This window comes from Streptomyces sp. MA5143a (assembly GCF_900290235.1).
Lineage (GTDB): Bacteria > Actinomycetota > Actinomycetes > Streptomycetales > Streptomycetaceae > Streptomyces.
In genome coordinates, this window is sequence record NZ_OLMK01000067.1 from 100,799 (window position 1) to 121,741 (window position 20,943).

The 20,943-nt window shown below is 72.5% G+C and carries 16 protein-coding genes and 1 pseudogene; 7 read left to right on the top strand and 10 right to left on the bottom strand.

Annotated elements, in window-relative coordinates; genetic code table 11:
• Positions 1-224: 224 nt before the first annotated feature.
• Entirely contained in the window at positions 225-2,333 is a 2,109-nt protein-coding gene (locus SMA5143A_RS27065; RefSeq protein WP_107465435.1) for a tetratricopeptide repeat protein, read from the bottom strand.
• Positions 2,334-2,421: 88 nt separating this feature from the next.
• Between SMA5143A_RS27065 and SMA5143A_RS27070 the strand changes: the two genes are divergently transcribed.
• Together SMA5143A_RS27070 and SMA5143A_RS27075 are read left to right on the top strand one after the other, a co-directional pair.
• The gene (locus SMA5143A_RS27070; protein ID WP_107465436.1) at positions 2,422-3,180 is read left to right on the top strand and encodes a response regulator transcription factor; all 759 of its coding nucleotides are present in this window, start codon (positions 2,422-2,424) and stop codon (positions 3,178-3,180) included.
• The gene (locus SMA5143A_RS27075) at positions 3,177-4,607 is read left to right on the top strand and encodes a sensor histidine kinase (protein ID WP_107465437.1); all 1,431 of its coding nucleotides are present in this window, start codon (positions 3,177-3,179) and stop codon (positions 4,605-4,607) included. The genes SMA5143A_RS27070 and SMA5143A_RS27075 overlap by 4 nt, the downstream gene beginning before the upstream one ends.
• Before the next feature lie 70 nt (positions 4,608-4,677).
• Here SMA5143A_RS27075 and SMA5143A_RS27080 read toward each other — a convergent pair whose 3' ends face one another.
• Complete coding sequence (locus SMA5143A_RS27080; RefSeq protein ID WP_107465438.1) at positions 4,678-5,178, bottom strand: SgcJ/EcaC family oxidoreductase; 501 nt, start codon at positions 5,176-5,178, stop codon at positions 4,678-4,680.
• Between the two features lie 254 nt (positions 5,179-5,432).
• Between SMA5143A_RS27080 and SMA5143A_RS27085 the strand changes: the two genes are divergently transcribed.
• Complete coding sequence (locus tag SMA5143A_RS27085; protein ID WP_107465439.1) at positions 5,433-6,275, top strand: alpha/beta fold hydrolase; 843 nt, start codon at positions 5,433-5,435, stop codon at positions 6,273-6,275.
• 23 nt (positions 6,276-6,298) lie between these two features.
• Here the strand turns inward: SMA5143A_RS27085 and SMA5143A_RS27090 are convergent, their stop codons facing one another.
• The 6 genes from SMA5143A_RS27090 to SMA5143A_RS27115 all read right to left on the bottom strand — a co-directional run bounded on the left by SMA5143A_RS27090 (position 6,299) and on the right by SMA5143A_RS27115 (position 11,941).
• Positions 6,299-7,234 (bottom strand): M56 family metallopeptidase, encoded by a 936-nt coding sequence (locus SMA5143A_RS27090; protein ID WP_107465440.1) that lies wholly within the window; start codon positions 7,232-7,234, stop codon positions 6,299-6,301.
• 134 nt (positions 7,235-7,368) lie between these two features.
• On the bottom strand, positions 7,369-9,471 hold the full coding sequence (locus tag SMA5143A_RS27095; protein WP_107465441.1) for an ATP-binding protein: 2,103 nt from the start codon (positions 9,469-9,471) through the stop codon (positions 7,369-7,371).
• Positions 9,471-10,034 (bottom strand): hypothetical protein, encoded by a 564-nt coding sequence (locus tag SMA5143A_RS27100; RefSeq protein WP_181362035.1) that lies wholly within the window; start codon positions 10,032-10,034, stop codon positions 9,471-9,473. Before SMA5143A_RS27100 ends, SMA5143A_RS27095 begins: the two co-directional genes overlap by 1 nt.
• 199 nt (positions 10,035-10,233) lie before the next feature.
• On the bottom strand, positions 10,234-10,896 hold the full coding sequence (locus tag SMA5143A_RS27105; protein WP_107465442.1) for a DUF5063 domain-containing protein: 663 nt from the start codon (positions 10,894-10,896) through the stop codon (positions 10,234-10,236).
• On the bottom strand, positions 10,889-11,488 hold the full coding sequence (gene recR / locus SMA5143A_RS27110) for a recombination mediator RecR (protein WP_055536881.1): 600 nt from the start codon (positions 11,486-11,488) through the stop codon (positions 10,889-10,891). The genes SMA5143A_RS27105 and recR overlap by 8 nt, the downstream gene beginning before the upstream one ends.
• Positions 11,489-11,596: 108 nt before the next feature.
• Positions 11,597-11,941, bottom strand: a complete 345-nt coding sequence (locus SMA5143A_RS27115; RefSeq protein ID WP_079058472.1) for a YbaB/EbfC family nucleoid-associated protein — start codon at positions 11,939-11,941, stop codon at positions 11,597-11,599.
• A 262-nt stretch (positions 11,942-12,203) separates the two neighbouring features.
• On the opposite strand from SMA5143A_RS27115, the gene SMA5143A_RS27120 reads away from it, so the two are divergent.
• Positions 12,204-12,974, top strand: a complete 771-nt coding sequence (locus tag SMA5143A_RS27120; RefSeq protein WP_107465460.1) for an SLATT domain-containing protein — start codon at positions 12,204-12,206, stop codon at positions 12,972-12,974.
• Positions 12,975-13,241: 267 nt separating this feature from the next.
• Here SMA5143A_RS27120 and SMA5143A_RS27125 read toward each other — a convergent pair whose 3' ends face one another.
• Both SMA5143A_RS27125 and SMA5143A_RS27130 read right to left on the bottom strand, forming a co-directional pair.
• Positions 13,242-15,536 (bottom strand): serine/threonine-protein kinase, encoded by a 2,295-nt coding sequence (locus SMA5143A_RS27125; RefSeq protein ID WP_107465461.1) that lies wholly within the window; start codon positions 15,534-15,536, stop codon positions 13,242-13,244.
• Between the two features lie 189 nt (positions 15,537-15,725).
• Positions 15,726-16,020, bottom strand: a pseudogene (locus SMA5143A_RS27130) (MarR family winged helix-turn-helix transcriptional regulator); the annotation flags it as partial.
• 124 nt (positions 16,021-16,144) lie between these two features.
• On the opposite strand from SMA5143A_RS27130, the gene SMA5143A_RS27135 reads away from it, so the two are divergent.
• The 3 genes from SMA5143A_RS27135 (at position 16,145) to SMA5143A_RS27145 (ending at position 20,942) form a co-directional block, all read left to right on the top strand.
• Positions 16,145-17,500, top strand: coding sequence for an aspartate aminotransferase family protein (locus SMA5143A_RS27135; protein ID WP_107465443.1), 1,356 nt, complete (start codon positions 16,145-16,147; stop codon positions 17,498-17,500).
• A gap of 281 nt (positions 17,501-17,781) precedes the next feature.
• Entirely contained in the window at positions 17,782-18,468 is a 687-nt protein-coding gene (locus SMA5143A_RS27140; protein WP_107465444.1) for a GntR family transcriptional regulator, read from the top strand.
• The gene (locus tag SMA5143A_RS27145) at positions 18,465-20,942 is read left to right on the top strand and encodes a dolichyl-phosphate beta-glucosyltransferase (RefSeq protein ID WP_107465445.1); all 2,478 of its coding nucleotides are present in this window, start codon (positions 18,465-18,467) and stop codon (positions 20,940-20,942) included. The genes SMA5143A_RS27140 and SMA5143A_RS27145 overlap by 4 nt, the downstream gene beginning before the upstream one ends.
• Position 20,943 lies beyond the last annotated feature (1 nt).

The following is a 20,943-nucleotide window of genomic DNA, read 5'->3' on the forward strand; positions in this document are numbered from 1 at the left end:
ACATACACAGGTACTGCGGTCGGCTCAGTCTATCGAGCGGCCGAATCCCGCCTCCGGGCTCCCGCATGGTGAGATGTCCCGCTCACCCTTCGATCACCTCGGATTCCTGCGGGCCGCCGCCGGATTTCACCCCGGCTTCTTCGCCGGGAGACCGTCGGTGGCCAGGCCGCTCCGGGGTGGTCCCTGCCCGCCCCGGGCACGCCGCAGTCATAAAGTGGGCGAGGTCACTCGGGGGGCGCAGTCCCCTCGCGAACCACCCGCCGCGCGTCCTCCAGGTTGTCCCGCACCTTCCGGCAGTGGGGGTGGTCCGCGCCGAGGGAGCGCTCGTACGCCTCCAGGGCCCGCTCGACCACGGTGACCGCCTCGGCCGCCCGGCCGGCCCTGAGGAGCGCCCCGCCGAGGTTGTTCAGCGACAGCGACGTCTGCGGGTGGTCCGGGCCGAGGAGGCGCTCGCGGTCGGCGACGTTGCGCCGCAGCAGATCGATGGCCTGTTCGAGGTCCCCGGAGGACTGGTAGGCCCCGGCCAGGTTGTTGCGGGCCTGAAGCGTCGCCGGATGATCCTCGCCGTGGCGACGTACACAGTCTTTGAGGTACTCCTCCAGCACGGGCACCGCGTGCGCCCCCTCCCCTGCGGTGATCAGGTCGTTCAGCAGGTTGCCGCGGGCGCGGAAGGTCCGGGGGTCGTCGCGGCCGACGGTATGGCGCAGGATCTCCACCGCCCGGGCGTGCAGTTCGGTCGCCGTGTCCAGGTCGTCGGCCGCGTAGTGCACCGACCCCAGATTGCCGAGGAGCACCGCGTACTCGGGGGTGTTCGCGCCCAGCACCCGCTCGCCGACCTCGCGGACCCACCGCATCAGGCCGAGGGAACGGCCGGTGTCGCCGGCCTCGGCGTACGCCAGCGCCAGGTTGCTCGCCACCACGAGCGCGCTGTGGTGCTCGGGCCCCAGGAACCGCACCGCGACACCGTGGGCGCGCTCCAGCAGACGGACGGCTTCCCGGACGTCCTTCTGCCCGAAGAGGAACATCCCCGCCTCGTTCGCCATCCGGCCGAGTTCGTCGGTGTCGTCCTCCGGCGGCACATGGCCGATCACGGCCTGGACGTGGGGCAGCAGCGCGCGCCAGACGGGCAGGGCGCCGACGTCCTCGTGGTCGGCGGGGAGCGCGGCGTGCAGCAGACGGATCGCCTGGTTCCGGGTGAGGGCGATGAACTCGGCCTCGGCCTGTTCCGTCCCGGTGGGCGTGCGGACGACGGCCTGCACCAGCCGGTGGACGGAGACGGCGTCGCCGTGCAGCGAGATCATGCTGTGCGCGGCGAGCCGCCCGAGGCCCCTGGCGAGGACCACGGGCTGCGCCGACGCCTCCAACATGCCGCGCGGGATCGCGTCCGGCGCGTACCAGGCGAGCACGGACAGCAGCACGACCGCCGTGAGGTCGCCCTCCTCCAACCGGTCGAGCGTCACACGCCAGACCCGGGCCACTGTCCGCTGCGGGTCCCCGCCCTCGGCGGACACCGCGAACATGTCCGCCGGGTACGCGGCGAGCAGGTCCAGGTACCGCTCGGCCGAGGTGGCCGACTCGCGGCAGAAGGCCGCCGCCTGTTCCACGGCGAGGGGGAGGTTGCCCAGCTCGGCGACGAGCTCGGGAACGCGTACGCCGCCCGCCGGGCAGACACGCTCGAACAGTTCGACCGCGTGCGCCGCGTCGAGGACGTCGACGTCCACGACGGTGTCCGCACCGTGCCAGCCGGTCGCCCGGCGGCTGGTGATGAGGAAACGGCCGTTCGGCGCCCGTTCCAGGAGGGGCTCGACGTCGGCCGGCTCGCTCACGTTGTCGAGGACGAGCAGCCATCCGTCATGGGAGGCCAGCCAGCGCAGGACCCGCTCCCTGAGGACGTGCGGCGGCAGGGCGTCGGCCAGGGCGGGTTCCATGGCCATGGCGAGTTCGGTCAGACCGGTGTCGATCGCGGCGGGGCTGTCGGCGGTGATCCACCACACCGGGTTGGCGTCGGCCGCGTTCCTCCGCACCCACTGGGCGACCAGGGTGGACTTGCCGATGCCGCCGAGTCCGTGGACGGCGACCACGGCCGGGCGTCCGGGCGCGCCGACCGCCTCGTCCAGCAGCCCCAGTTCCCGCTCCCGGCCCACGAACAGCCCTGTCCGGGACGGCACTCTGAGCAGCCTCTCCGGCAAGTCCCCGACCGGTGCGAACGCTTCGGCGGGCAGGACGGTCGCCTGCTCGATCCGCATGTCGATCTGGGTGGCGCCGTCGCCCGTGGCCACATTGCGCGCGCTCCCGCCGAGCCCGACGGCCCGCTCCCCCGACGCCTCCACCATGCGCGCACCCCTCCCTGCCGGTGCCCGCCCCGCCGGAACGGGGGCTGGCCGACCGACCGCCTTAAAGTTCAACGATTATGGTTCGCCTGTGCGCGTACTTCTGGTGGAAGACGACGAGCCGGTGGCCGAGTCGCTCCGGCGTGGCTTGCAGCGATACGGCTTCGAGGTGGAGTGGGTGTCCACGGGCGGGGCGGCGCTGACGTACGACGGCCCGTACGACGTGGTGCTCCTCGATCTGGGGCTGCCCGACACCGACGGGCTCGACGTCTGCAAGGCGCTGCGGGCCGGCAGTGCCGTGCCGATCATCGTGATCAGCGCCCGCAGCGACGAGACGGACCGGGTGGTGGGCCTCGAACTCGGCGCCGACGACTACGTCTCCAAGCCGTTCGGGGTGCGCGAGGTCATCGCCCGGATAAGGGCGGTGATGCGCCGGGTGCAGCCGCGCCCCGCGGACGCGCCGCCGGCCGGACCCGACCGGTACGGCTCCCGGCTCACCATCGACCGCAAGGCCGCGCGGGTGCACCTGGACGGCGCGGAGGTGGGGCTGGCCCCCAAGGAGTACGACCTGCTGGCGTTCCTCACCGAGGAGCCGGGCGCGCTGATGTCGCGCGAGCAGATCATGGAGGCCGTCTGGGACGCGAACTGGTTCGGCCCGACGAAGACGCTCGACGTCCATGTGGCGGCGCTGCGACGCAAGCTCGCGGGCGCGATCACCATCGAGGCGGTGCGCGGGGTGGGCTTCCGGCTCATCGTGAACGGCGCCGACGAGAACGCCGGTGCCGTGGGCGGCGCGAGCGGGAGCGGCGGGACGTTCGGCGGTGCGAGCGGGAGCAGCGGCGCGTCATGATCCGCCAGCTCATCCGCAGCTACGTGCTGCTCGTGGCGGTGGCGATCGCCCTGTTCACGGTGCCGGTGGCGTTCACGCTCACCAAGCAGTTGCGGGACGACACCAGGGCGTCCATCACCCGCGAGGCCAGGACGATGGCCCGCCTCCTCGGCGCCGGTGACGTGGCCTCCTGCGAGGCGCTGGCGAAGATGGCCGGGGCCTATCCGAAGCAGGAGAAGGTCGAGGTCTCGGCCACGGACCGGTGCGTACGGGAGACGCTGCGGCGGCCCACGCCGGACGCGGCACTGACCAGGGCCCTGGACCGGGGCGAGGAGACCGTCGACTGGGGCTCCGACTTCATCTGGGGCAAGAACCTGGTGGTCACCGTCCCCTCCTTCGAACGCCCCGCGACCGGCGAGGAGTCGGCCGACGACACCGGGGACGGGACGCGGGCGGCGGGAAAGAAGCCGACGGCCGATGTCGTCGGCGCCGTCCGGATCAAGTTCTCCACCGACCACCTCACCGCCCGGCTCTGGCAGATCTGGGGCTTCCGGGCGGGCCTTGCCGTGCTCGTCCTGCTGGCCGCCGCGGGCATCGGCGTGTTCGCCGCACGGCGGCTGACCGCTCCCCTGCGCCAGCTCAACGAGATGGCGAGCAAGATGAGCGACGGCGACCTCAAGGCGCGTTCCGCGATCACCGGCCCGCAGGAGACACAGACCCTCGCGCGCACCCTCAACCAGGCGAGCGAGCGACTCGACACGCTCATCGCCTCGCAGCGCATCTTCGTCGCCGACGCCTCCCATCAACTCCGCACCCCCCTGACGGCGCTGCGCCTGTCGCTGGACAACATCGCGGACGGCGTGGACGACGAATTCGTACGGGAGGACGTGGAGCAGGCGACCGCCGAGGTGGTCCGGATGAGCCGGCTGGTCAACGGGCTGCTGGTGCTGGCCCGGGCCGAGGCGAAGGTCACGGCGGCGGAACCGCTGTCCCTCCGGGACGTCATCCAGGAACGTCTGGACGTGTGGAGACCGGCCGCCGACGAGCGCGGAGTCACCATCACGCTCAGGGGGAGTGCCGACGGCCGGCCGCTCGTGCTGGCCAGTCCCGGTCATCTGGACCAGGTCCTGGACAACGTGCTGTCGAACGCCCTGGAGGTCTCACCCGACGGTGCGACCATCACCGTGCGGGTGGAGAGCAGGGGCGACGAGGTGGTGCTGTCGGTGCTGGACGAGGGGCCCGGGATGTCGGACGCCGAGAAGTCCCGCGCCTTCGACCGCTTCTGGCGCGGTCAGGGTCTCACCGGCAGGTCCGGTTCGGGCCTCGGTCTCGCCGTCGTCAAGCAACTCGTCACCGACGACGGCGGAACCGTGATCCTCAAGGACGCGCCCGGCGGCGGCCTGTGCGTCGCGCTCACCCTGCGGGCGGCGCGACACGGGGGCGGCTGAACCGGAGGCGGTCGGGCCGGGTGATGGCTGAGCCGGGGGGTGGCTCAGCCACCGGTACGGGTGCCGGTGATCAGCCCTCGGGCATCGCCGACGAGTGGTGGTTCACGATCTTCCAGACGCCGCCGCGCTTCTCGTACTCGTATGTGTAGCGGGCCTTGACCACACGCTTGTCGCCGGTCTTCGGGTCGGTGAGCGTGAACTGGTAGACACCGGCGTCGATCGCGGAGTTGCCGTCCAGGACGTTGATGATCGTCTGGATCTTCTTGCCCTTGGGCTTGTTCTCCAGGAAGTGGTGGAAGTAGTCGACGATTCCGGCGCGGTTCGTGCGGACCTTGTTGGAGACGGTCGGCAGCAGAACCGCGTCCTTCGCGTAGCGGTCGGCCACCTTCTTCGGGTCCCCGGTCTGCAGCGACTTGTTCCAGCCGTCGAAGAGCGCCGCGATCTCCTTCTTGGAGGGCTTCTTCGGGGCGGACTCGCCACCGGCCATGCTGACGCCGGCGGTCACCGTGGCGGCGGTGACGAGAGCGGTGGCGGTGACGATGGCGGCGCGTATGCGGTTCTTGCGGGTCATCGTTGACTCCTGTGCGAATGTGGGGTTCTCCTGCCTCCGCCTCGTGTGCGGTGGAAGTGACTCCAGATTCGCGGGGAGCCGGTTAGGGTCCGTGCAACGCAGATACAGCGGCGGGACAGGGATCGTACAAAGCACGCACCGCGACGCCCCGGTCACCCTCGGTGCGGGGCCCGAACGCCTGAAGGCCCTTGTGACGCACTGGAGTTGCCGCTCGCCGCAGTGACGGCGGCGTTCACCGGGGTAAGCAGACATCCATGAGCGAAGTGCTGCTGACTGAGACTTTCCGGAGTACGTCGGGGGACGTGCGGTGGGGCAGGGTCGGGGAGGACGGGCAGGACCCGGTCGTGCTCTGTCACGGCACCCCCTTCTCCTCCTACGTCTGGCGCGGCATCGCCCAGGCGTTGGCGGGCACCGGCCGGTACCAGGTGTTCGTGTGGGACATGCCCGGGTACGGGGAGTCGGACATGCACACCGGTCAGGACGTCTCCCTGGCCGCCCAGGGCCGGGTCCTCGCCGAGCTGCTGACATGGTGGGAGCTTCGCGAACCCTCCATGGTCGCCCATGACTTCGGCGGGGCGGTCTCGCTGCGGGCCCATCTGCTGCACGGGGCCCGCTACCGCGCGCTGGCCCTCGTCGACCCCGTGGCGCTCGCGCCGTGGGGCTCCCCCTCCTTCCGGCTGCTCGGCCGGCACGCCGACGTCTTCGAACAGCTGCCGTCCGCGCTGCACCGGGCCCTCGTGCGGGAGTACGTGAGTTCCGTCGGCGGGCCCGGACTGCACCCGGCGGTCGTCGACCGGCTCGTCGAACCGTGGCTCGGCGAGCACGGGCAGCCCGCCTTCTACCGGCAGATCGCCCAGGCGGACCAGGCCCACACCGACGAGATCCAGGACCGGTACGGGGAGATCGGCATCCCGGTGCTGGTGTGCTGGGGCGAGGACGACGGCTGGATCCCCCTGGCGAAGGGGCGCGAACTGGCCGCGCGCATCCCGGGCGCGCGCTTCGAGCCGATCACGAGCGCGGGACACCTCGTCCAGGAGGACAACCCCGCCGAACTCACCGCCGTACTGATGGACTTCCTGCGGGAGCGGGCGGCTTGAGGGGCATCCCTGGACGACACCCCCTAGAGCGTCCCCAGCGCCGGTGCGAAGGCGATGAGGAGCGGGAGGAGGGCGAGGAGCGCGGCGGCGGTCGTGGTCGCCGCGCGGCGGGTCCGGTCCAGGCGGGGCGGCGGCGACAGGAGCCGCTCGACGCGGTCGCCGAGCAGTCGGCGGGTGTTGGCGCAGCTCAACACGCCCCGGTGCTGGTTCAGTTCGATCAGCGCGAGCGCGGTGGTGAGGTGGCCGCAGCGACGCGACGCCGTGTCGTCGGCGGCGAGTTCGACGAGACGGTGGGTCTGGTCGGCGAAGTGCGCGAAGAGCGGGACGCGCGGGAAGCCGGTCGCGAGGGCGGTGGAGAGGTGGAGCAGCCAGTCGTGGCGGGCGCGGGCGTGGCCGAGTTCATGGGCGAGTACGGCGTCCAGCTGACGGTCGGTGAGCTTGCCCAACGCGCCGGTGGTGACGACCAGTCGGGGAGGGGCGCCGGGCATCAGCCAGGCGTCCGGGTACTCGTCCTCCAGCACCAGCAGGGGGCCCTGCGCGTCGGGCAGGCCGGCCGGCAGATCGGGGGCGCGCTCACGCAGATGGGCGCGGCGCAGGAGGCGGCGGCGCCGGGCCTCGACGACCTCCCGGGCGAGCATGGCCCCGCTCCAGGCGGCCCCGCAGGCCAGCAGCAGCGTCAGGACGGCCGTCCAGGGCGGCGCGGCCGTCAGGTCGTACGCGGCGGTCACGGCCGCCGGCGCGGGCGCGAAGGCATGCGTCCGGACCGTCTCGAACACGGCAGCCGCGCCCAGCACGAGCGCCGCGAGGCAGCTGAGCAGCGCCGCCGCGACGAGGCACTGCCACGCCCACAACGCGACCACGGGTTCCCGCTCCGGCCACCCGGCCCGGAGCAGCGCACGGGGGCCCAGCACGGCGGCGGTCAGAGCCACGGCGATGAGAAGGAGCAGGAGGACGGTCACGTCGGTGACTCCGGTTCCTTGGCGGGAGGGCGAGGCATCGGTACGGCTTAGGGGTCCTTGGACACGCTACCGGGAAAGGAACGGTTGCGATCCGCTCAAGCCAGCCGCGAATCGAGAACGCGGCCTGTCGGCTCTCAGTCCGTGCGCGGGGGCAGGAGCGTCCTCAGCATCCGCGTCATCGCCTCGCGCAAGGACGCCGGTAGCCGGGTGTCCTCGACGGCTTCCTCCCAGTCCGCGCGCAACGGATCGAGTACCGCGCGGGCGAGGTCGGTCTCCCCGTATGCCTCCAGCGTCGACACTTGCTCGGCTCGGGCGTACAGCGTCGACACATGCCGTTCGCCGTGCGTCCCGGCCAGTTCGTCGGCGAAGTCGACTGTCGTGCGCACGGCCCGCTCGTGGTCTCCGGTGCTGGTATGGAGGCTCACCAGGTATGTCGTGAACAGCAAGGCGGCGTCACTCGCGATGTCCGCCCGGGCGCGCAACCTCTCCACCTGGGGAATGACACGCGGGGCGTATCGACGGGGAAAGATCCGGCCCAGATGCGTCGCGGTCTTGGCCAGCATGATTCCGATCCGCACGGTGACGTCGTGGTCGGGGCCCAGCGCCCGCTCGGCCTTGCGCAGCGCACGGTCCAGAGTGCCCAGCGCGGCAAAGGCGTTGCCCTTCCTCAGCATCGGTCCGGCCAGTCGGGCGTAAGCCATGATCCGCACCGGGTGTGCCCGCTCAAGCCGCCGGTACGCCGTGAACATGTTCTGCCTCAGCAGCAGTTGGGCCTGTACCCATTGACCTGTCGCGAGGTACTCCTCAGCGACGTTCTCCCTGGCCAGCAGGGTCGTCGTATGGCCGAGTCCGCAGACCCGTCGGGCGACTCCCAGCGCATGCCACAGCGCGGCGACGCCTCCCTCCTCGTGGAAGACGCAACGCCACCGTACGACCGTGACGAACAGCAGCGCGCTCTGTTCCGTATCGGGTTCGCCATGCCCCAGGAACGCCTCCGCATGGGAGTACCAGCGCGTCTGCATGGCTCGCGCGCTGTCCTCCGTCGGTCCCGTCGGTCCGTTCAGCAACGTCGCCGCCGATTCGCGCGCAGCGACCACGGACTCCGGCAGCCGGTGAGGGTCGGCCGGATCGGCGGCCCGGGCGACCGCCTGGACGAGCCGGTGGACGGAGATCTCGTCCCCATGCAGCGTGATCATGCTGTGGGCGGCCAGTCTGCGAAGCGCCTCCGTCACCTCGGGAGGGCTGCCGAGCGGATCCAGATACGACCGGTGGATGCCGTCCGGTGCCCACCACGCGATCACCCGGAGGATCTCCCCGGCCAACGGGGTGTCCACCAGCCGGTCCAGCGTCACGCGCCAGACGCGGGCGACGGCGCGTCCGCCTTCGGGCGCCTGGGCCAGCAACTGTTGCGGATACTCCGCCAGTTGCCGCCGATACCGCGCGGGCGTGATCGCCGCCTCCCGGCAGTACGCCGCTGCCTGTTCGACGGCCAGCGGGAGGCATCCGAGGTCACGGCAGAGTTCGCCTACGTCGTCGAGATCCGTGCCGTCGTCGTCCCTACGGCCGAACGGTCGGCCGTGCACGGCGGCGAAGAGTTCCACCGCCTTCGGCAGGGTCAGAACATCCAGGGGCAGCTTCTCCGCGATTCCCCGCCAGCCTTCCGCCCGCCGGGTCGTGACCAGGAAACGTCCTCGCGTGGCCCTCCCCAACAGCGGCTTCACATCGGCGGGGTCGGCGACGTTGTCCAGGATCAGCAGCCAGCCATCATGCGTGCACAGCCACTGCACAGCGAGGTCGCGGAGCACTCTGCGGGACAGCTGGTCGCCCAGGGCGGGGCGGAACGCGACCGCGAGATCGGCGAGGCCGGCGTCCAGATCAGCAGGGGTCTCCGCGTTGATCCACCAGACCGGGTTCCAGGTGTCCGCGCGACCGGCGGCCCAGTGAGCGGCCAGCGTGGACTTGCCGATGCCGCCCAGGCCGTGCACGGCGTGGACCACGACCTGATCGGCGCCCTCGAACGCGGCGTCCAGAGCGTCGAGTTCGGCTTCACGACCCACGAACACATCCGGCCTGTCCGGCAGGTTGACCACGCGCGTCGTACACGCGGGAAGCTCGTACGCCTCGGCGGGCAGCTGGGCCGTGATCCGATCGACGCGCAGGAAGGTGTCCCCGGTGACCACCATGCCGATCGACCCTCCGGCCGCGACGGCCCGCTCCCCCGACGCCTCGACGTCCATCAGTTCCCCGTCGACGCCGAGCCGATGTCGCCGCCCGCCGCGATGGACCTCGGTCCGGTGGCCGCCACACTGGCGCCGGGACCGGGCGCACCGGAGGGCGGCGGGGTGGGCTGGGTCTGGGCCGGGGTGGCGGGGGGTGTGGAGCCGCCGGTCGAAGCGGTACCGATGTTGCCGCCCGCGGCGATCGCGCCCGCGCCGGAGGCGGTCACGCCGGCCGCGGGGGTGGCCGTGGACGGGGTGGGCACCGTCGCGGCCGGCGGTGTGGCGCCGCCCCCGGTCGAGGCCGAGCCGATGTTGCCGCCGGCGGCGATCGCCCCGGCGCCGGAGGCGTCAACCGCCCCGCGCTGGGCGGGCGGAACCGGGGTGGGCGGTGCCGTCGACGGGGACGAGCCGCCGAACTGGACTATGAGGGCGAGCACGAAGCCGATCATGCCGACCGAACCGCCCGCCACGCTGGCGATCTGGTCCGCCTTACCCAGATCGACGAAGGCGACCGAGATCAGTGTCGCCACGCCGAGCCCACCGATGGCGAGGCCGGCCCACGCCCAAGGCTTGAGTGTCATAAGCGCATTGTGTGGGCCAAGAGGGGCGTACGGCAGTGCAGTCACTCAAATCGGTGAGAGAACAGCGGCGGTGAGTCGCACAGCTTCTCTATGCGTACGGCGGGAGTCGGGCGGCCCCGCTGCTTCGGGGCGTCCGACTCCCGCCGTGAACTCCTTGATGCCGCGCCCGGTCGGTTCACCACTACCTCACGGCGGCGGTCTACTTGACCTTCCGCAACCCCAGCGGTTCCGCGATCTCCTCCGCCATGACCTTGCCCGCCTCGAACTCCAGGGTTTCGTCGCCCATGAGTTCCTGGTCGGTGTCGAGGCCGTCGAGTTCGGCGAGCGGCTGGTTGAGGCGGACGTGGGCGACCAGGGACTGCAGGGCGCGCAGGGTCGCCGAGGCGGTGGAGCCCCAGTTGGAGAAGTAGGAGAACTGCCACCACCACAGCGCCTCGGTGGTGCGGCCCGCGCGGTAGTGGGCCATGCCGTGGCGGAGGTCGGCCATGACGTCGACGAGGTCGTCGGAGATGCGGGCCGGCACGGGCGCCTTGCGGGGCTCGTACGGGTCGAAGACCTCGGAGTAGACGTCGACCGGGTCGAGCATCGCGGCCAGGCGTTCCCGCAGCTCGTCGACGTCCTGCTCGGGGCCCGGGTCGGGCTCGTAGCGCTCGTCCGGCACGATGTCCTCGTGCGCGCCGAGGCGGCCGCCCGCCAGGAGGAGCTGGGAGACCTCCAGCAGCAGGAAGGGCACGGCCGAGTCCGGCTCGTCGCCCTTGGCCACCTCGGTGACCGCGACCAGGAAGCTCTCGATCTGGTCCGCGATCTGGACGGCGAAGTCGTCCGGGTTCAGGCCGGTCGCGTGCAGCGTGGCGTCAGACATCCAGCAATCGTCTCCCCTCGAAGGCGCGGCCGAGGGTCACCTCGTCCGCGTATTCCAGGTCGCCGCCCACCGGGAGGCCGCTGGCCAGGCGGGTGACCTTGAGGCCCATGGGTTTGATCATGCGGGCGAGATACGTGGCCGTGGCCTCGCCCTCCAGGTTGGGGTCGGTGGCCAGGATCAGCTCCGTGACCGTACCGTCGGCCAACCTGGCGAGAAGTTCCCGTATCCGCAGGTCGTCGGGTCCGACGCCCTCGATGGGGCTGATCGCGCCGCCGAGGACGTGGTACCGGCCCCGGAACTCACGGGTCCGCTCGATGGCGACGACGTCCTTCGGCTCCTCCACGACACAGATGACCGACGGGTCGCGGCGGGTGTCGCGGCAGATGTTGCACAGCTCCTCCTGCGCGACGTTGCCGCAGGTCGCGCAGAAGCGGACCTTCGCCTTGACCTCCATCAGGGCCTGCGCGAGACGCCGTACGTCCGTCGGCTCCGCCTGAAGGATGTGGAAGGCGATCCGCTGCGCGCTCTTGGGACCGACGCCGGGCAGCCGCCCCAGCTCGTCGATGAGGTCCTGGACCACGCCTTCGTACACGGACTGCCGTCCTTCCTGGTGTCTTTCCGTACGTACCGTAGTCGGCCGCCGCCGGTCCGAGGAAGGCGGTACGGGGCACGGATGGGGTCGGTGGAGGGGAGGGTCGCCTCAGAAGGGCAGACCGGGAATGCCGGAGCCGCCGCCGAGACCCTGGGCGAGGGGGCCCAGCTTCTGCTGCTGGAGGCTCTGGGCGTTCTCGTTGGCCGCGTGGACGGCCGCGAGGATCAGGTCGGCGAGGGTCTCGGTGTCCTCCGGGTCCACCGCCTTCGGGTCGATCTTCAGGGCGCGCAGCTCGCCGGAGCCGTTGACCGTGGCCTTGACCAGGCCGCCGCCCGCCTGACCGTCGACCTCGGTGTTCGCGAGCTCCTCCTGGGCCCGCGCCAGGTCCTGCTGCATCTTCTGGGCCTGCTGGAGCAGCTGCTGCATGTTGGGCTGGCCACCACCGGGGATCACGTTCAGCTCCCTCGTTTCGCTCTCTTGCGGTCGCCCACGAGCCTACGTGGTCGGCCCGGCCCGCGCGGCGCCACTCTTTCGAGTGAGCGTGCGGGGATTCGTATACCTGATCAAGGACCTCTTCCAGGCGGAAAAGCTATGAAACCGGGGTTTTCGCCACCCATTGGGAGGTAGGAAGAGGCCGTGCGTACGGCCGGTGACGCGGCGGTGCGCGCACGCGTCTCGCACTGTCGTCAGCGGCGTCGTCAGTAGGGAGTACCGGGTGAGCCAGCCGGAGATGCAGCCCGAGGGGTCCCCCCAGGACGGGCGGGGTGAGGGGCCGGGGCTGTGGGCCGAGCCGTGGACGGGGGCGGACGGGCCGTGGGCGGGTGATCTGACCGGGCGGCCCTTTCCGCACGGGGACTGGGCGGTGCCGGCGGAGCGGCTGGACGAGCTGTACCGGTGGGTGGAGCGGGCGGCGCTGGAGACCACCGCGTGGTATCTCGCGGACCGGACGGGCAAACGGCTGGCGGCACGGGTGCTGCGGGTGGGGGCGGCGGTGGGCGCGCTCGCGGGGGCCGGGTTGCCGCTGCTGGACGTCACCGGGGCGGTCGGCGGCATGGCGCCCTGGGGGTACCTGGCCCTGCTGGGCTCAGTGGCCTGTGTGGCAGCGGATCGGTTCTTCGGGCTCACCTCCGGGTGGATGAGGGACGTCGCCACGGCGCAGGCGGTGCAGCGGCGGCTCCAGGCGCTCCAGTTCGACTGGGCGTCGGAGAGCGCGCGGGAGGTGCTCGGGCCGACGGAGGGGACGGCCGGGGAGGCGGCGGAGCGGTGCCTGTCGGTACTGCGGCGGTTCTCGGAGGACGTGACGGAGCTGGTGCGGGCGGAGACCGCGGACTGGATGGTCGAGTTCCGCGCGGGGGCGGCGCCGCTGGGCCTCCAGACGGCCGGGTCGGCCTCCCGGCCCTCCGAGATCCCGCCCGGCGGCCGACTGCCGATGTCGCCGGGGGCACGGCCGAACATGCCTCGCCAGAGACCACCGGATACGCGGTGACCAGGGCGCCTCATGGCTCGGGGGGCGCTGTTTCGTGGGCGGGTGCGGGTGCGTGGGGGCTGGTCGCGCCCACGCGGCGGAGCCGCATATGTCAACGCCCCGCGCCCCTGAAAAGCGACCGGGGCCGCGCCCCGTGCTTTTCAGGATGAAGGCCGGGCCGCAGGCCCAACCCTTCAGGGGCGCGGGGAACCGCGCGAGAAACCACGACGAACCCGCACCCGCCAACGAACCGCGCACCCCCGAGCTCCTAGGCGCCCCGGCCCCCGCTCAGCCCTTCGTGTAGGTCACCGACTTGCCCGCCGTGTCCACGCGGCGCAGGCGGCCGTCGGGGAGGAGGGTGACCGTGGTGGCGGCGCCCGGTGAGCAGGACGTGGCCGGTTCCCCCTCGGTGACCGTGGAGGGGCCGATCCGCAGGGGGCCGTCGTCGTCCGGCGCCTCGCTCAGCTCCGCCTCGAACACGCAGTGGTACGTGCCGCCCGTCTCCAGCGGCCCGTCCGCCGTCAGGGAGAGCACGATGTCGCCGACCTCGCCCTGCTGGATGACGAGTTCACGGGTGTCGGACCCGCCGGAGCCACCGAGGGACGCGTTCCAGGTGCCGAGGAAGTCCTCCGGGATGGTGCCCGCGTCCGGGGACTCGGTGGTGGGGTCGGGAGAGGTCTCCGGGTCGGTCGGCCCGGACGTCGTCGGCCCGGGGGTCTCGGGCCCGCTCGTCGTGGGCCCGCCCTTGCCGTCGTTCTCCTTGCCGCCCTGCTCCCCCTTCTTCATCAGCGCGTACACCGAGCCGCCCGCGCCGAGCGCCACCACCAGGGCGACCGCGACGAAAACCACGGAGGAACGCCTGCCGCCGGACCGGTCCGGTCGCGGCCGGCCGCCGGGGCCCTGGAGGGGCGTCGGCCCGTACGGAGGGGTCGCGCCGAGGCCGCCCGCGGCGCCGAGGGCCTGGTGACCGCCGTACGGCTGCTGCCCCCCGTACGGCGCCTGCCCCCCGTGCTGCTGCGGATCGGTGTACGGCTGCTGCCCGTACGTCCCGTACGCGGCCTGGCCCTGCGGGGCGCCCTGCGGATAGCCGTAGCCGGGGGCCGCGCCCTGCGGATAGCCGTAGCCGGCCGGGGACTGCGGATGCGCCGGCTGCTGGTGCGGAAAGCCGTACGGGGCGGGGCCGGGCGGCGCGGTGGGCGGGGGCGGCTGGGAGCCCGCCCTCACGGCCTGGGTGGGCAGCCGGTCGAGCGGGGCGGAGCCCGGCCCACCGGCCCCCGGCGCCCCGGGCGGAGGCGGCACGGCACCACCCTCGGGCCCGGCGGCATGACCGGGGGCGCTCTCGGGGTGACCGGAGGGACTCGCGTAGGGGGATGCCGGGGCGCCCGGCGGTGTCGGCACGCCCCCCGCGGAGGCGGGCGCCCCCGAGGCGGCGAACCCGGCGCCGGCAGCGGAGGCGGCAGCGGCGGGCGGCTGCTTGGTGAGGTCGGGCGTCCCCGGCCCACCGCCCTCAGCCGGACCTCCGGGCACCCCGGACGCCTCCGGCGAACCCTGGCCGGCGACCGCGCCCGCCGAGGCGTCTGGCGCGCCCGCGGCTCCCGCCCCGTACGGCCGCTCTCCCCCCGGCACGGCTTCCTCCGGGTCCTCCGTGTCCAGCAACTGCACCGCGTGGCGGCCGAGTTGGGCGACGAGGGCGCTCGGCAGCCAGGGGTCGCGGGAACGGCCCGCGAAGACCGTGTCCTCGGCGCCGGTGCGCTGGAGGATCTGGGCGAGCGTGGGGCGGGCGGCGGGGTCCTTGCGCAGACAGTCCCGTACGAGGTCGTACAGGCCCTCGGGCAGGCCCTCCAGGTCGGGTTCCTCCTCGGCGATGCGGAACATCAGCGCGTGGACGCCGGAGTTGGCGGCGCCGAAGGGGAGGTTTCCGGTGGCGGCGTAGGAGAGGACGGAGCCGAGGCAGAAGACGTCGCAGGCGGGGGTGATGCGGTCGCCGCGCACCTGCTCGGGCGCCATGAAGCCCGGCGAGCCGACGAGGGCGCCGGTGCGGGTGAGCCCTCCGTCGGTGATCGTCTCCAGGGCCCGGGCGATACCGAAGTCGATGACGCGGGGCCCGTCGATCGTCACGAGGACGTTGGACGGCTTGAGGTCGCGGTGGATGAGCCCGGCCGCGTGGATGTCCTCCAGGGCGTGGGCGAGCCCGGCGGCGAGGATACGGACCGTCCGCTCGGGCAGCGCGCCGTGGTCGCTGCCGACCACGGCCTGGAGGGACGGACCGGCGACATACCCGGTGGCCACCCACGGGATGTCGGCCTCGGTGTCCGCGTCCAGGACCGGCGCCGTCCAGTACCCGCCGACCCGGCGGGCGGCCTGCACCTCCTGCCGGAACCGGGCCCGGAACTCCTCCTGCTCCGCCAGCTCCTGCCGTACGTGCTTGACGGCGACGGTACGGCCGCGGTCGGACCGCGCCAGATACACGTTGCCCATCCCGCCGGCACCCAGCCGCGCGAGCAACCGGTACGTCCCGATCCTCCCCCGGAGCTCAACGCCCGGGGGGACCCCCAGCGGATCCCCCGGCCCGAGCTTCTCCATGGCCACCACCCCCCGCCTCTCCCCCGTGCGATCCCCTGCGCATGTGTACGCGTGCCTGTCGCGCCGTACGCATGTGTACGGCGCGTCTGTCGCGTACGTACGGTTACGCCGTGTACAGGCTGAACGTGCCGAACGTGCGCAACGAACCGATCGTAGTGCGGAGGCAGGAGATGGCGGGTGGGGCGGTGTCTACGGTTCCGTAACAGCCTCGCTCCCGGCGGACAGGTCCTCCGGCGCGGCCGACAGGGCCTCCAGGACCCGGACGGCCTCCGCGAACCCCCTCCTCGCCGAGGGCCTCGGCGAGCCGGTCGGCGAGGGCCGCGTGACCGGGGTCGATCTTCTCGACGGCGGCGCGTCCCGCCGGGGTCGGGGTGAGGAGCTTGGCACGGCGGTGGGCCGGGTTCGGTACGTACACCGTGAGGCCGCGGTCGACGAGGAGGTCGGCGACGCGCTGCACGCTCTGCCGGGTGATGCCCATGGCACGGACCCCGGGCGCCGTACAACAGGTGCGGCCCCCACCCGGCGCGACACACTGTCGCGGCGCGGCGCCCTGCCGCAGACAGGACGCCGATGTCGGGGCCGCACCACCCGCCCCTACCCTCGACCCCATGACCCCTCAGCCCAACCCCCAGCTCGGCGCCGCGGTGAAGGCGGCGGACCGTGCGCACGTGTTCCACTCCTGGTCCGCCCAGGAGCTCATCGACCCGCTCGCAGTCGCCGGCGCGGAGGGGTCGTACTTCTGGGACTACGACGGCAAGCGCTACCTGGACTTCACCAGCGGCCTCGTCTACACGAACATCGGCTACCAGCACCCGAAGGTCGTCGCGGCCATCCAGGAGCAGGCGGCGACGCTCACCACGTTCGCCCCGGCGTTCGCGATCGAGGCCCGCTCGGAGGCGGCCCGGCTGATCGCGGAGCGCACCCCGGGCGACCTGGACAAGATCTTCTTCACCAACGGCGGCGCCGACGCCGTCGAGCACGCCGTCCGGATGGCCCGCCTCCACACCGGCCGCCCCAAGGTGCTGTCCGCGTACCGCTCGTACCACGGCGGCACCCAGCAGGCCGTGAACCTCACCGGCGACCCCCGCCGCTGGGCCTCCGACGCCGGCACCGCCGGGGTCGTGCACTTCTGGGCGCCGTTCCTCTACCGGTCCCGCTTCTACGCGGAGACCGAGGAGCAGGAGTGCGCCCGCGCGCTGGAGCACCTGGAGACGACGATCGCCTTCGAGGGCCCGTCGACCATCGCCGCGATCATCCTGGAGACCATCCCGGGCACGGCCGGGATCATGGTTCCGCCGCCGGGTTATCTGGCCGGCGTGCGGGAGCTGTGCGACAAGCACGGCATCGTCTTCGTCCTCGACGAGGTCATGGCGGGCTTCGGGCGGACCGGCGAGTGGTTCGCGGCCGACCTCTTCGACGTCGTCCCCGACCTGATGACCTTCGCCAAGGGTGTGAACTCCGGTTACGTCCCCCTCGGCGGCGTCGCCATCTCGCCGGCCATCGCGGAGACGTTCGCCCGGCGCCCGTACCCCGGCGGTCTGACGTACTCCGGGCACCCCCTGGCCTGTGCCGCCGCCGTCGCGACGATCGACGTCATGGCGGAGGAGGGGGTCGTGGAGAACGCGGCGGCGCTCGGCGCGTCCGTCATCGAGCCGGGGCTGCGCGCGCTGGCCGAGCGGCACCCGTCGGTGGGCGAGGTGCGCGGCGTCGGCATGTTCTGGGCGCTGGAGCTCGTCCGGAACAAGGAGACCCGCGAGCCCCTCGTCCCCTACAACGCCGCCGGTGAGGCCAACGCGCCCATGCTGGCCTTCGCGGGCGCCGCCAAGGCCCAGGGCCTGTGGCCGTTCGTGAACATGAACCGCACCCACGTCGTCCCCCCGTGCACCATCACGGAGGCCGAGGCCAAGGAGGGCCTCGCCGCCCTCGACGCGGCACTGACGGCGGCGGACGAGTTCACCGTCTGACGCGCCCGCCCGGCAGTGCCGAAGGGCGTCCCCGGTCCCACGACCCGGGGGCGCCCTTCCGCATGTGCCGCGGCTCCTCCCCCACCTCTCCCGTGAGGAAAAACCGCACGCCAGGTGGCCGATCTGTGTCGGTCGGGGCCCTTACGGCGCCGCCGTCACGGTGGCGGGCCCGAAACAGCCTCCCCGGAACGCGAACGCGTAAGGTGACGTGCTCGTAAGAGAACGCAGAGACCACGCAACAGGAATGCGTACGCGTACGCGGACGGGGGGAGCGGACCACGATGCCCGGCACCGGCGGCGGCAATGGCGCCGTGACTCGAAGCACCCTGCGGCAGCAGCTCGCGGACGCGCTCCGTGACGAGGTGCTGGCCGGCCGACTGAAGCCGGGGCAGGAGTTCACGGTGAAGGAGATCGCCGAGCAGTACGGGGTGTCGGCGACGCCCGTGCGCGAGGCGCTGGTGGACCTGTCCGCGCAGGGGCTGCTGGACGCGGTGCAGCACCGCGGTTTCCAGGTGCACGAGTACTCGCTGGGCGACTACCGGCACATGGTCGAGGCCCGCATCCTCATCGGCGACGGCATGTTCCGCCGGCTCGGCGACCGGAAGATGGACACCCGTACCGCGGCGGCGCTCGCCGGGGTACGGCGGCGCGGCGAGGAGGCCCGGCGGGCCGCGACCGCAGGCGACCTGAACATCCTCATCGGCTACGACCTGCGGTTCTGGCGCGAGCTGATCGTCCTGTTCGGCAACCCCTATCTCTCGGACTTCCTGCACCGGCTGCGGGTGCAGTCCTGGGTGTGCGCGGTGCAGCACCTGCGCCGGGCGGACGACCTCAGGGGCCGGCTGTGGGGCCGCTACACCGACCTCGTCGACGCGCTCACCCGCCGGGACGCGATCACCGCGCAGGAGATCATCGCCGAGTACGACGACCACTCGCTGACCCTCGTGGAACGGCTGGCCGGCGAATGAGCGAGGCCCGCACGGACGCCGGCCCCCGGGTCGGCGTCGACCTGTCCGTCGTCGTCCCCGCCTACAACGAGGAGCGGCGCCTCGGCCCCACCCTCGACGCGATCGTCTCCCACCTCACCGCGACGGAGGCCGCCGAGACGTGGGAGGTCCTCGTCGTCGACGACGGTTCGACGGACGGTACGCGCGAGGTCGTGGCCGCCGTCACCGAGCGCGACGCGCGGGTGCAGCTCATCAGGGGCGGGCCCCGCAACCGGGGCAAGGGCCACGCCCTGCGCGTCGGGGTCTGCGCCTCGTACGGCCGCCGGGTGCTGCTGACGGACGCCGATCTCGCCGCGCCCATCGACGAGTTGGAACTGCTCGACAAGGCTCTCAGCGAGGGGCACGCGGCGGCGATCGGCTCCCGTGAGGCGCCGGGGGCACACATCGAGCGGCGCCAGCACCGGCTGCGCGAGCACCTCGGCCGCGCGGGCAACCTGCTGATACGCGGGCTCGTGGTGCCCGGCATCCGCGACACGCAGTGCGGGTTCAAGCTGTTCGACGGCGAGCGGGCGCGTGAGGCGTTCGCCGCCTCCCGGCTCGACGGGTTCGGGATAGACGTCGAGATACTGCGGCACTTCCGGCGCGCCGACTGGTCCGTCGCCGAGGTCCCGATCCGCTGGTCCCATCAGCCCGGTTCGAAGATCCGGGCCGGGGACTACGCCCACGTCCTCGGTGAACTCGCCTCCCTGAAGGGCCGTTCGGTCCGGGCGGCGGCCCGGTCGCTGCGCCCCGCCGACGTCCTCGCCGTCGTCGTCTTCCTGCTGATGGCGGTGACCCTCTACGCCGGCCGCTGGATCGACCCGAACGGCCGCTACCTCCCCGACTCGCTCCAGGACCAGAACCAGTGGGAGTGGTTCTTCGCCGTCACCGCCGACAACGTCGCCCACCTCAGGAACCCCCTGTTCACCGACTTCCAGGGCTTCCCCGACGGGGTGAACCTCATGGCCAACACGGTCATGCTGGGCCTGTCGGTGCCGTTCACTCCGGTGACGCTCGCCCTGGGGCCCGCGGTGACCCTCGGCCTCGTGATGACGCTGGGCCTGGCCGCCACCGCCGCCGCCTGGTACCGGCTGCTCGTCAAGCGGCTCGTACGGCACCGGGGCGCGGCCTTCACCGGTGCCGCCCTCGCCGCGTTCGCGCCCCCGATGGTCAGCCACGCCAACGCGCACCCGAACTTCATCGTCCTGTTCATGATCCCGCTGATCATCGACCGGGCCCTCCGCCTGTGCGCGGGCACCCGGACGGTACGGGACGGTGTCGTCCTCGGCCTGATGGCGGCGTACCAGGTCTTCCTCGGCGAGGAGCCGCTGCTGCTCGCCGCGATGGGCATGCTGCTGTTCGCCGCCGCGTACGGGGCCGTACGGCCGGACGTGGCCCGCGCCTCCTGGCGCCCCCTCCTGAAGGGCCTTTGGGTCGCGGCCCTCACCACGCTGCCCCTGGTGGCCTTCTTCCTGTCCTGGCAGTTCTTCGGCCCGCAGAGCTACAAGAGCATCGGGCACGGCGACAACGCCGGGAACAGCCCCCTCGCCCTGCTCTCCTTCGCCGAGCGTTCCCTCCTCGCGGGTGACCCGGAGCGGGCGGACGCGCTGTCCCTCAACCCCACCGAGCAGAACGCCTTCTACGGCTGGCCGCTGGTGCTGCTGGCCCTCGGCATCGTCGTACGCCTGTGGGAGCGCCCCCTGGTGAAGGCGCTCGGCTTCACCGCGGTCGCCGCCGCCGTCCTCTCCCTGGGCCCCGAGATCCGCCTCCCGCAGACGGACCTCGTCCTGCCCGGACCGTGGGCGCTGCTCGCGGACCGGCCGCTGTTCGAGTCGGTCATCGAGGGCCGGGTCGCGATGATCTGCGCGCCGGTGCTCGGCATGCTGCTGGCGCTCGCCTTCGAACGGCTGGCGGAGGTGCCCGGCCTCGGCACCCGCTACGTGGGGTTCCTGGCGATCACCCTGGCGCTGCTGCCGATCGTCCCGGCCCCGCTGAAGTCGCAGGACCGGCCCGAGGTGCCGTCGTTCGTCGCGGACGGCACCTGGCGGTCGTACGTCGACACCGAGGCCGGCGAGACGCTCGTGCCCGTGCCGCTGCCGGACCCCGGCAACGCGGAGGCGCTGCACTGGCAGACCACGGCCCGCTTCGGCTTCCGGATGCCCGGCGGCTACTTCAACGGCCCCTACGGCCAGGACCGCACCGGGATCTACGGCGCCGTACCGCGCCACACGTCCGCCCTGCTGCGGGACGTGCGCTACACCGGCCGCACCCCGGTGATCGGAAAGGCCTGGCAGGCGCAGGCCCGCAAGGACTTCGCGTACTGGCACGCGGGGGCGCTGGTACTGCGGCCGCAGTACTACGACAAGCAGTTGCGCGCCACCGTGGACAAGCTGGTCGGGCGTCCCGGTAAGTGGGTGGGCGGTGTATGGGTATGGGACCTGCACGAAGGGGAGTGAA

Bases quoted from the DNA above. Each gene is read 5' to 3' on its own strand.
- SMA5143A_RS27065 (WP_107465435.1), bottom strand. From the start codon at position 2,333: ATGGTGGAGGCGTCGGGGGAGCGGGCCGTCGGGCTCGGCGGGAGCGCG.
- SMA5143A_RS27075 (WP_107465437.1), top strand. From the start codon at position 3,177: ATGATCCGCCAGCTCATCCGCAGCTACGTGCTGCTCGTGGCGGTGGCG.
- SMA5143A_RS27080 (WP_107465438.1), bottom strand. From the start codon at position 5,178: ATGACCCGCAAGAACCGCATACGCGCCGCCATCGTCACCGCCACCGCT.
- SMA5143A_RS27085 (WP_107465439.1), top strand. From the start codon at position 5,433: ATGAGCGAAGTGCTGCTGACTGAGACTTTCCGGAGTACGTCGGGGGAC.
- SMA5143A_RS27095 (WP_107465441.1), bottom strand. From the start codon at position 9,471: ATGGACGTCGAGGCGTCGGGGGAGCGGGCCGTCGCGGCCGGAGGGTCG.
- SMA5143A_RS27100 (WP_181362035.1), bottom strand. From the start codon at position 10,034: ATGACACTCAAGCCTTGGGCGTGGGCCGGCCTCGCCATCGGTGGGCTC.
- SMA5143A_RS27105 (WP_107465442.1), bottom strand. From the start codon at position 10,896: ATGTCTGACGCCACGCTGCACGCGACCGGCCTGAACCCGGACGACTTC.
- SMA5143A_RS27125 (WP_107465461.1), bottom strand. From the start codon at position 15,536: ATGGAGAAGCTCGGGCCGGGGGATCCGCTGGGGGTCCCCCCGGGCGTT.
- SMA5143A_RS27135 (WP_107465443.1), top strand. From the start codon at position 16,145: ATGACCCCTCAGCCCAACCCCCAGCTCGGCGCCGCGGTGAAGGCGGCG.
- SMA5143A_RS27140 (WP_107465444.1), top strand. From the start codon at position 17,782: ATGCCCGGCACCGGCGGCGGCAATGGCGCCGTGACTCGAAGCACCCTG.
- SMA5143A_RS27145 (WP_107465445.1), top strand. From the start codon at position 18,465: ATGAGCGAGGCCCGCACGGACGCCGGCCCCCGGGTCGGCGTCGACCTG.